Genomic DNA, 10,228 nt, shown 5'->3' with positions numbered 1-10,228 from the left:
CGCAATGTCGCCGCCAGGCGACGAGCCGCTCAGTCCTCCGCCCGACGCCTCCGCCGAGGACTCGCCTCACTCTTCCCATTAGCCGCAAGCAATTCCGTCACCGACAGCCCAGACGCGTGATGCCCAGCCGAACTCTCCGCCCGGTCTGCGGACGCCGACGCGGACGCAGACCTCCGCCCATGCCCGGCCTCGTCCTCAACACTGTCCGCGGCCTCCCAAGCAGGCGGCTCCCCCTCCGGCCGCCGCCGACGTCCACCCGACGACGGAGCCGGACTCGACTCCGCGTCCGGACGACGCCGCCGCCCACCGGTCCCGCTGCTGACCGTGCTGCGAACCGATTCCGGCAACGTCGGATTAACCCCCTCCGACCCCGGAGCACCATGCCGCCCAGTAGGCGTGTCCTCAGCCAACGGCGACAGATCCGACCGGGAGAACTGCTCCAGCCGAGAAGGCGCACGAGTCTGCGACTCCACCGCGGTTTCCTTCTCCGGCACCGCCTTCTTCGGAGCAGGCTCAGCGTGCCGATGCGCGGCCGGTTCGGCAGGCCGGGAGATCGCGGTCTGTTCAGCCGAGTCAGGCCGTTTCGGCGCGGGCCGTGCCGCCAACCGCGGCGCCGGGCGCTCCGACTTCACCGGCGGCTCTGGCGGCTCCGGCTTGCTCACCGGCGCGACGTTCCGGGTCGGCTGCGCGTCCGCGGCCGGCCGGCGAGGCGGTTCCGGCGCGTCGTTCTGCGGCCGAGCGGCTCGCGGAGACGGCTTGCCCTGGTTGAACGAACCACGCGGCTCCCGAGCCTCGCGAGGCAGCGGCTCAGTCGCGTTGCGCGGCCCTCGCTCAACGCTGTCCTCCTCGAACGGCTCCGGAATGACGTGCGAACCGGAGTTGCGTTCGGTTTCATACGGCTGCGGCGCACGGTCAGCGCGCGGCTTCGCAGCGCCGCCACGCGGACCACGCTCGGCCTGCGGCTCCGGGGCACCGCCGCGAGCGGGCCGCTCAGCGTGCGGTTCCGGTGCGCCATTGCGCGGCTCACGCGAGGCGAAAGCGTCCGCCACGCTGGCGCGTCCCTCGTGCGGGCCTGAGTCGCCACGGCCGCCGCGAGGCACGAACGCATCCGCCAGGCTGGCGCGCGAGTCGCGACCACCGCGCGGGGCGGGGCTGTCCGCTTCCACCTCGTCCTCGAACGGCTCCGGCTCGGCGGGCGGTTCCGGACGCTTCGGCTTGAGCCGCGGCATCTGCTGGGTGCGCAACTGCGTCGAACGGTCGCCGTTCGGGCCGGAACCGTTCAGTCCAGCGCTGATCGAGCCGTTCGCGCCGGAAGTCCCGTTGGCGCCTTTGGTCTTCGCCGTCCCGTTCGAACCGCCGTTCACCGGGGCCCGCCGGCGCTCCGCGGAAGTCGCGTCGAGGACCCGGTCCATGAATTCGGTCGGCCGCTCCGGACTGTCGGCCGGCTTCTTCGGACCGAGCAGCTGAGCCGGTTTCTTGCCGTTGCCGTTCTTGGTTTCGGCACCGGCCGAAACGAGCCGCTGCTCGTCGTTCAGCGAGCGCATCCGGGTCGCCTGCGCGGTGAGCGCGACGCGTTCGAGCAATACCTCGCCGCCGAACAAAGATTGCAGACTTTCGCGCAGCGCAGCCACTTCGGCACGCAGCGCATCCAATTCTTCGCGCGATTGCGCCTGGGCGGCCTCACGCGTTTCCGTCTCGAGTTCGAGCTCGTACTCCCGCCGGGCCGCGATCTCGCGTTCCAGCTCGAGTTCGTACACCGCCTGCGCCTCGGCGACCGCGTCCTCGCTGTGCGCCGCGTTCTTGCGGGCCCGGACAGCCAGGAAGGCGCCGATCAGGGCGGCCCAGAGCGCGGCGACGATCCCGAGCCGGAGGTACCGGAGGTCGTCGCTGAGCACCAATGCGAGGGTGGCGCCGACAGCGAGGAGCAATCCGACGACGAGCCACGGCCTGCCAGGGCGGCGGCCGTGCGAGTCGTCACCCACGCCAGTCATGCCTGACACCGTACCTTCCGGTGATCCGAATGAGACCTAGTCGGTACTTCGAGCGGCGCGATCGGAGCGTTAATCGGTCGATTCCCGACGGTCCTCCGGCGGCGTCCGGCAGCAATGCTCGAGCCACAAACCGGCAGCTACGAGCAGCGCCGACGAGACCGCCCCGACGACCGCCGACCTGCTGTCGGAGACCGCGGCAACGAGTTCGTCACGTCGCGGGAAAACATAGATGAACGCCGCCAGCCAGGCACCGCCGAGAAACGCCCCGGCCAGCGACGACGCCTTCGCCAGCGCCACCGCCCTGGCGATCCCGACCGCGTCGCCGTGCACCCGGCCCGACTTGATCCGCGACCGGATCGACAACGCCAATCCCGCCTCGGCGATCGCGAGCACCGCGAAGGTCACCCCGGCGAGCGTGGGCAGCGGCGGCAGATCGCCGTAAGCCGCCTGGAACAGCACATAGACCACGGCGAGGCCGAGGACCGCGGCCACGACCAGGTCCCGGGACCGCGTGAAGTGCATGACTCCACCGTACCGAGGCCGTTCTGGCACGCTTGACTCTCCAGCGACTGGAGACTCCACGATGCCTGACATGCCCGCCACCACGGTCTTCACGATCGGCGAACTGTCCCGGCGCACCGGGCTGCCGGTGAAGACCATCCGGTTCTACTCCGACGAGGGCCTGCTCCCGCCCACGCAGCGGACCAACGCCGGCTACCGGTTGTACGACGCGCACGCGCTCGTCCGGCTGGAGCTGGTGCGGACGCTGCGCGAACTGGGCATCGGCCTGCCCGACGTGTCCCGCGCACTGGCGCGCGAGACGACGATGCGCGACCTGGCGACGAGCCACGTCGACGCCCTGGACGAGCAGATCCGGCGGTTGCGGCTGCGCCGCGCGGTATTGCGCGCGGTGCTGAAACGGGATTCCGAGCTGGAGGAAGTGGAACTGATGAATCGCATCGCCCGAATGCCGGACGAGGAACGCCGCCGTCTGGTCGACGAGTTCTGGGACGAAATGGTCGACGGGCTCGACGTCGACACCGAGTTCTACACGCGAATGCGCTCGGCGAAACCGGATCTTCCGGATGATCCGGCCCCGGAACAGCTGGAGGCCTGGATCGAGTTCGCGGAACTCGTGCAGGACCCGGATTTCCGGCAGCTGATCCGGGACATGAGCACGCGGCACGCGCGGACAGTCGCCGCTGGCGAGTACGAACAGCCGACGAAGGCGCAGCAGGAACACTGGTTCGCCTGGATCGCCGAAGCCCGCACGGCGCTCGACGCGGGCGCGGCCCCGGACTCCCCGGCCGGGCGCGCACTGGCGGACCGCATCGCGACGGCGTCGGCCAGGCCCGGCCAGGATCCGGACGATCCGGCGTTCCGCACCAAGCTGCTCGAAACGATCAGCGAAGGCGCGGACCCGCGTTCGGAGCGGTACTGGCAGCTGCTGGCGACCATCAACGGCTGGCCGCCGATCCCGAGCACCCAGGAGGAGCTGCGGTTCCTGGCGGCGGCGCTGCGGGCCTCGGGGGTGAACCCGGCCTAGGCCAGGGTCAGGTCGGGCCGCAGAACGACGCCCGACCGGTCGGCTTCCGGCAGCCGGGCGAGCAGGTCGGCGGCCCGGCCGTGCCCGGGGACCTCGGCGTCCGGGTCGATCTCGAGCCACGGGATCAGCACGCTCGCCCGGTCCGGGGTCCCGGGGTGCGGCAGCAGCAGCTCCGGGTCGTCGGATGTCACGCCCTGCACTGTCACTATGTCGACATCTAGTGTGCGCGGGCCCCAGCGCAGTTCGCGCACCCGGCCCGCCGCCTGTTCGGCCGCCTGCCCGGCGCGCAGCCACGCCCAGTGGTCGCGCGCCGGGTCGTCGACGATGCACAGCGCGTTCAGAAAATCCGGCTGGTCCTCGACGCCCCAGGCTTTCGTCTCGTACACCCCGGACACCGCGACGAGCGCCGGGCGCACCGCGTCCACCGCGCTGCGCAGGTAGCCGAGCCGGTCGCCGAGGTTGGAGCCCAGCGACAGGACCGCGCGGCTCACCGCTCCCGCCGGATGGTGACGGCGACGTCGTCGAACGTCAGAGGAATCGGCGCGGAGGGCTTGTGCACGGTGACCTCGACCGCGGTCAGCCGGTCGTCGCGCATGACCTCGTCGGCGATCTTCCCGGCGACGCTCTCGATCAGGTCGTACGGCTCCCCGGCGACGATCCCCGCCGCCAGCTCGGCCAGCTCGCCGTAGTGCAGCGTCTTCGCCAGGTCGTCCGACGCCGCCGCTGGCCCGAGGTCGAGCCACGCGACGATGTCGACGCCGAATTCCTGTCCGTCGCGCTTCTCGTGCTCGAAGACCCCATGCCGGCCGAACACGCGCAGTCCGGTGAGCGTGATGCGGTCAGCCATCGGCCCGTCCTTGCTGCCAGGCCGCGGCCACCGCCACGGCGTCCAGTGAAGCCCCCACCTCGTGCACCCGCACGCCCCAAGCTCCCGCCGCGGCGGCCAGCGCCGAGATCGACGCGGTGGCGATCTCGCGGCCGTCCGGCGGCCTCGGCACGCCGTCCTTCCCGGCCAGCAACCGGCCGAGGAAACGTTTGCGCGAAGCACCCACCAGAACCGGGAAACCCAGGTCCAGCAACGAATCGAGCCTGTTCAGCAGCGCCCAGTCGTGTTCGGCGTGCTTCGCGAACCCGAGGCCGGGATCGAGCACGATCTCGCTCTCCGAAACCCCGGCGGCGATCGCCTCGTCAATCCGCTGCAGCAGCTCGCCGCGCACCTCGGCGACGACGTCGGTGTACGTGGCCAGCGCGTTCATGTCCTTGCTGTGCCCGCGCCAGTGCATCAGCACCCACGGTGCCTTGGTTTCCGCCGCGACCCGTCCCATCGCCGGATCGGCGAGCCCGCCGGACACGTCGTTGATCACCTTCGCGCCGGCGGCCACCGCGGCTTCCGCGACCGAGGCCCGCGTGGTGTCGACGGACAGCACGACGCCTTCGGAAGCCAGTTGCCGGATGACCGGCAGGATGCGCGCGGCCTCGGTCTCCGCGTCGACCCGCGAGGCTCCCGGCCGCGTCGATTCGCCGCCTACGTCGATCAGGTCCGCACCGCGCGCCCACATCTCGCGCGCGTGCTCCAGCGCCTGGTCGAGATCGAAGTAGCGACCGCCGTCGGAGAACGAATCCGGTGTCACGTTCAGCACGCCCATCACGGCGCACCGCCCCGGCCGGGGGATCACCGGCGCCCCCGGATCAGCTCGATCGCCTCGGCCCGCGAAGTCGCCGACGACCGCAGCATCCCGCGTACCGCCGACGTCGTGGTCCGCGAACCCGGCTTGCGGATCCCGCGCACCGACATGCACAAATGCTCGGCCTCGATGACCACGATCACGCCGCGCGGCTCCAGCTTCCGCACGAGCGCGTCGGCGATCTGCGACGTGAGCCGCTCCTGGACCTGCGGCCGCTTGGCGTACAGGTCGACCAGCCGAGCGAGCTTGGAGAGCCCGGTGACCTTGCCGTCGGCGTTCGGGATGTAGCCGACGTGCGCTACCCCGTGGAAGGCGAGCAGGTGGTGCTCGCAGGTCGAGTACATCGGGATGTCCGTGACGAGCACGAGCTCCTCGTGCGATTCGTCGAACGTCCGCGCCAGCACCTCGTCCGGATCGGTGTAGAGGCCGGCGAACATTTCCCGGTAAGCGCGAGCGACCCGGGCCGGGGTGTCCTGGAGACCGTCCCGATCCGGGTCTTCGCCGCACGCGAGCAGCAGCTCGCGAACCGCGCGCTCCGCCCGGTCCTGATCGAAGACCGGGCGGATGCCGTCTTTACTGCTTGTCTGATCCGTCGACGTCACGCCGATGCTGCCCCTCGTCCGGCTGCTGGCCGTTCGCACCGTCGGCGAACCAGCCCTGCTCACGCGGACGGTCTTCGGCGGGGCGCCACGGCTGCTGGCCGCCCGGGGACGTCGCCGGGGTCCAGCCCGGAGGCGCCCCGTAGTTCGGCGGTCCGCTCTGCGCACCGCCCGGGCCACCGGGCTGGTAGCCGCCGCCTGCCGGACCGCCCGGCTGCTGCTGACCACCATACGGCGGGCCCCATCGGCCGGTGCCGTTCGGCCCGCCCGGCGGACGCCCGCCGTTGGGCGGCGGCGCGTACGGGTTCGCGTTCGGGTCCGGAGCCTGGTACGGCGGTCCGCCGGGAAGATCGCCGGCACCCGGCGCCGTGCCGACCGGGGTCGGCGCGGGCTGCAGCGCGCGCTTCTCCTTCTCCGGAGCGGGCGGCGGCCACGGCTCGCCGCGCTCCATCGCCAGCTCGCCCGGGGTCTTGATCGGCGGCTTGTCCGACGGCGTGCGCTCGCCGAACTCGTTGAAGACGGTGATGTGCGGGCGCTTCTCGACCGTCGCGAAGATCCGCTCGAGGTCCTTGCGCTGCAGCGTTTCCTTCTCCAGCAGCTCCATGACCAGGTTGTCGAGCACGTCGCGGTAGGTGTTCAGCACGTGCCACGCCTCGGTGTGCGCGGTCTCGATGAGCTTGCGCACCTCCTCGTCGATCTCGTGCGCCACCTCGAGCGAGTAGTCGGCCTGGCGGCCCGCGGACCGGCCGAGGAACGGATCGCCCTGCTCCTGGCCGTACTTCACCGCGCCCAGCCGTGCGCTCATGCCGTATTCGGTGACCATCGCGCGGGCGATCTTCGTCGCCTGCTCGATGTCCGAGGACGCACCGGTGGTGGGCTCGTGGAACACGAGTTCCTCGGCCGTGCGGCCGCCCATCGCGAACACCAGCCGCCCGATCATCTCCGACCGGGTCATCAGCTGCTTGTCGTCCTCGGGCACCAGCAGCGCGTGCCCGCCGGTGCGGCCGCGCGGCAGGATCGTCAGCTTGTACACCGGCTCGATGTCCGGCATCGCCCACGCGGCGAGCGCGTGCCCGCCCTCGTGGTAGGCGGTGATCTTCTTCTCCTTCTCGGAGATGATCCGGCTCTTGCGCGCGGGACCGCCGACCACGCGGTCGACCGATTCCTCGAGCGCGGCGTCGGTGATCACGTGCCCGTTCTCGCGGGCGGTGAGCAGCGCGGCCTCGTTCAGCACGTTGGCCAGGTCCGCACCGGACATGCCGACCGTGCGCTTGGCCAGCCCGGTCAGGTCGGTGCCCTGCGCGATCGGCTTGCCCTTGGCGTGCACCTCGAGGATCGCCTTGCGGCCGAGCAGGTCCGGCGCGGACACCGGGATCTGCCGGTCGAACCGGCCGGGGCGCAGCAGCGCCGGGTCGAGGATGTCCGGCCGGTTGGTGGCCGCGATCAGGATGATGCCGCCGCGGGCGTCGAAGCCGTCCATCTCGACCAGCAGCTGGTTCAGCGTCTGCTCGCGCTCGTCGTGGCCGCCGCCGAGGCCGGCGCCGCGCTGGCGGCCGACCGCGTCGATCTCGTCCACGAAGATGATGCACGGCGCGTTCTGCTTCGCCTGCTCGAACAGGTCGCGGACACGCGACGCGCCGACACCGACGAACATCTCGACGAAGTCCGAACCGGAAATCGTGTAGAACGGCACGCCCGCCTCGCCGGCGACCGCACGCGCGAGCAGCGTCTTGCCGGTGCCGGGCGGCCCGTAGAGCAGAACGCCCTTCGGGATCTTCGCGCCGAGCGCCTGGTAGCGCGCCGGGTTCTGCAGGAAGTCCTTGATCTCGTACAGCTCTTCGACCGCTTCGTCAGCGCCCGCGACGTCGCCGAAGGTCGTCTTCGGCATGTCCTTGTTGAGCTGCTTCGCCTTCGACTTGCCGAAGTTCAGGACGCGGTTCCCGCCGCCCTGCGCGTTGTTCATCATCCACATCAGCAGGCCGAGCACCAGCGCCAGCGGGATCGCGAAGATCAGGATCTGGGTCAGCAGGCTCTGCTGGGTGACCTTGGTGGTGAACTTGATCGGATGGTTCGCCTGGTTGTCGACATTGGCGCCGAGGAGGGCTTTGTAGATGTCGTCGGTCGCACCGCCGGGGAACTGCGCGATGACCTGGTCGGTCTGCTGCCCGTCGACGTCGATCTTCTGCGTGAGCAGCAGTTTGAGCTGCTGCTCCTTGTCCTCAAGGCTCGCTTCCTTGACGTGTCCAGCCTTGACCTGCTGCATCGCCGTGGAGATAGGAGCCTGGGTGTAACCACGATCGCTGTCGAAGATCGTGTTGTAGGCGAACAACGCCAGCAACCCCGCGACGATCCACAGCAGTGGGTTCCTGAGCACGCTCTTCCGGTTCATACGACTCGGCCCTTGCGGCCTCGACCCTCCCTGGTTGGGCGGCTCTTGTGATACCCGCCATCGCGATCTTGACAACCCGTGGGCGCCGCCGGGCACCCGTCCCACCAGGGTACCGTCCGGGCGGGCGGGGAAGCCTGGCGAGCCTCTCGCAGGTCAACGGCCAATCCCGCGCGAGGGTTCCCGGTACGGGACGACTCGCCACCCGCTTACCGGGTGTCGACCGCCACGGAGGCCACCATTTCACCCAGCCTGCTCCGCAGCGTGGCCGGGTCCGCCGGGGCGACGGTGACCCATTCTCGGCCGTCCGAACCCGCCCTCGACAAGCTCAAATACCGTCCGGTGGCGGTGTCGAACCAACCGAGCACCCGCGACCGCTGCCGGGTTCCCAGCTGGGACCGGCTGTTCGCTGCGAGCTGACCGCCGCGCAGCCGCGGCTGGCCCGCGATGAGCGCGTAGGTCTCGCGCGGATCGACGGTGGCACGCTCGCTGAGCGACTGCCGCCTCGCCCGCCGGCCGCCCTTTTCCTCGGGCTGGCCGCCGCCCGCGGCGACCGGCACCCGGATCGGCTGGGTGTGCAACGCCTCGTCCAGCGGAAGCGTGACCGACGCCTCGCTGCCGCGCGGACCACCGGGCAGCAATTCGACGATCGCGGACACCAGCCCGTCCGGCGGGATCGCGCGCAGCCAGATGCCGTCGGCGTCCTGGATCGCGACCACGCCGGTGCGCTCGTCGCCCGCGGCGAGCAGCGCGACCGGATGCGCCTCGAACTGCGGGATGTGCAGCGCGTCGATGGAGTGCGGGGCGCGCGCGAGCAGCGTCAGCCAGTCCTCGATGTCGGGTTCGAGCCTGCCGCGCGCGTCGCGGATGCCGCGGGCCTTCAGCTCGGTGTCGACCCGGTGCCGCAGCGACACGCGCTCGTCCTCGGTCGCGCCGTGCGAGCGCACGCGCAGCGGGTAGGGCAGCTCGCCCAGCTCCGCCGACTCCCACAGGAAGTCGAAGGCCAGCGGCGAGAAGAACTCTTGGTGCATCCGGTGCTGCTCACCCTCCGGTCAACGATCTCCGGCCCAGCGTAGCGCCGGATCCGCGGTCTTCAAGCACGGTTTCAGCCGAGCGGGCCCGACCGGGTCAGAACGCTCCCGCGCTGGCCTGGTCGGCGACGCCCGCGAGCATCTCGCCGAGCCGGTGCCGCAACGTCGCCGGATCAGCGGGCGCGATGGTGATCCAGTCGCGTCCGTCGTGGCCCCGGCTGGCTTGGGTGAAGTACCGGCCGGTTTCGGTGTCGAACCAGCTCAGCACCGTCGACCGGCTGCGGCCGCCGAGGCGGTTGCGGGCGTTCGCGCCGATCTGGCCGCCGCGCAGGCGCTGCTGGGCGTGCAGCCGGGCAAGCGCCTTGCGGTCCTCGTCCACGCTCGCGCGGCCGGAGGCGTCGACCTGGTTTCCGCGCCGCTGCATGAAGTCGACCCCGGACGCGCCCACCAGCTGCTCCAGCGGCACGGTGATCGACTTCTCGGTCCCGCGCGGAGCGCCCGGCAGGAGCGAGATGATCGCCGTGGCCAGTCCGTCCGGCGCGCATGGGTGCAGGTGCAGCCCGCGCTGGTCCTGCACGGCGAACAGACCCTCGCCGTTCACGCTGCCCGCGACCGCGAGCAGCGGTTCGCCGTTCGGGTCGAGCAACTGGACGGTGTCGAGGCTGACGTCCGGCGACGCGAGGATGCCGAAGTAGTCCTCGACGTGCGGGGCCGGCCTGCCGCGGTCGTCCGCGAGCCCTCGGTCGGCCAGTGCGCCGAGCGTGCGCGTGCGCAGCGCCGAGCGCTCGTCCATCGTCGCGCCGTGCGAACGGATCCGCAGCGGATACGGCAGCTCGCCCAAACCGGCCGACTCCCACAGGAAGTCCACCTCGATCGGCGCGAGCAGCTCCGCGTTCGGCATCGACCAACCCCCTACCCCACGTGTTTGCGAACGCTGGCGGGCGGCGGGCCCGTCCCCCGCGCCCCCCCCCCCCCCCCCCGCGCCGTGGC

At 71.1% G+C, this 10,228-nt stretch carries 10 protein-coding genes; 1 reads left to right on the top strand and 9 read right to left on the bottom strand.

Going from position 1 to position 10,228, the window contains the following annotated elements:
• Window positions 1-29: 29 nt before the first annotated feature.
• Window positions 30-1,991 (bottom strand): DUF6779 domain-containing protein, encoded by a 1,962-nt coding sequence (locus H5411_RS44580; protein WP_101437162.1) that lies wholly within the window; start codon window positions 1,989-1,991, stop codon window positions 30-32.
• Between the two features lie 69 nt (window positions 1,992-2,060).
• Window positions 2,061-2,513, bottom strand: a complete 453-nt coding sequence (locus tag H5411_RS44575) for a DUF3180 domain-containing protein (RefSeq protein ID WP_101437161.1) — start codon at window positions 2,511-2,513, stop codon at window positions 2,061-2,063.
• A 70-nt stretch (window positions 2,514-2,583) separates the two neighbouring features.
• Between H5411_RS44575 and H5411_RS44570 the strand changes: the two genes are divergently transcribed.
• Window positions 2,584-3,537, top strand: coding sequence for a helix-turn-helix domain-containing protein (locus H5411_RS44570; protein WP_167441973.1), 954 nt, complete (start codon window positions 2,584-2,586; stop codon window positions 3,535-3,537).
• Here the strand turns inward: H5411_RS44570 and folK are convergent.
• From folK to H5411_RS44535, 7 genes are all read right to left on the bottom strand, one after another.
• A complete protein-coding gene (gene folK / locus H5411_RS44565) occupies window positions 3,534-4,028 on the bottom strand; it encodes a 2-amino-4-hydroxy-6-hydroxymethyldihydropteridine diphosphokinase (protein ID WP_101437159.1) in 495 nt (164 codons plus the stop codon). The two genes, H5411_RS44570 and folK, sit on opposite strands and share 4 nt — an antisense overlap.
• Entirely contained in the window at window positions 4,025-4,384 is a 360-nt protein-coding gene (gene folB, locus H5411_RS44560) for a dihydroneopterin aldolase (RefSeq protein WP_183127752.1), read from the bottom strand. Before folB ends, folK begins: the two co-directional genes overlap by 4 nt.
• On the bottom strand, window positions 4,377-5,183 hold the full coding sequence (folP, locus tag H5411_RS44555; protein ID WP_183127750.1) for a dihydropteroate synthase: 807 nt from the start codon (window positions 5,181-5,183) through the stop codon (window positions 4,377-4,379). Before folP ends, folB begins: the two co-directional genes overlap by 8 nt.
• A gap of 26 nt (window positions 5,184-5,209) precedes the next feature.
• Window positions 5,210-5,824 (bottom strand): GTP cyclohydrolase I FolE, encoded by a 615-nt coding sequence (gene folE / locus H5411_RS44550; RefSeq protein WP_101437156.1) that lies wholly within the window; start codon window positions 5,822-5,824, stop codon window positions 5,210-5,212.
• Window positions 5,796-8,210, bottom strand: coding sequence for an ATP-dependent zinc metalloprotease FtsH (gene ftsH, locus H5411_RS44545; protein WP_101437155.1), 2,415 nt, complete (start codon window positions 8,208-8,210; stop codon window positions 5,796-5,798). The genes folE and ftsH overlap by 29 nt, the downstream gene beginning before the upstream one ends.
• A gap of 206 nt (window positions 8,211-8,416) precedes the next feature.
• Complete coding sequence (locus tag H5411_RS44540; protein ID WP_101437154.1) at window positions 8,417-9,238, bottom strand: ESX secretion-associated protein EspG; 822 nt, start codon at window positions 9,236-9,238, stop codon at window positions 8,417-8,419.
• Window positions 9,239-9,335: 97 nt separating this feature from the next.
• On the bottom strand, window positions 9,336-10,139 hold the full coding sequence (locus tag H5411_RS44535; protein ID WP_101437153.1) for an ESX secretion-associated protein EspG: 804 nt from the start codon (window positions 10,137-10,139) through the stop codon (window positions 9,336-9,338).
• Window positions 10,140-10,228: the final 89 nt, after the last annotated feature.

The organism is Amycolatopsis echigonensis, from assembly GCF_014174495.1.
Taxonomy (GTDB): Bacteria; Actinomycetota; Actinomycetes; order Mycobacteriales; family Pseudonocardiaceae; genus Amycolatopsis; species Amycolatopsis echigonensis.
This window is presented reverse-complemented; position numbering and strand designations above follow the sequence as displayed.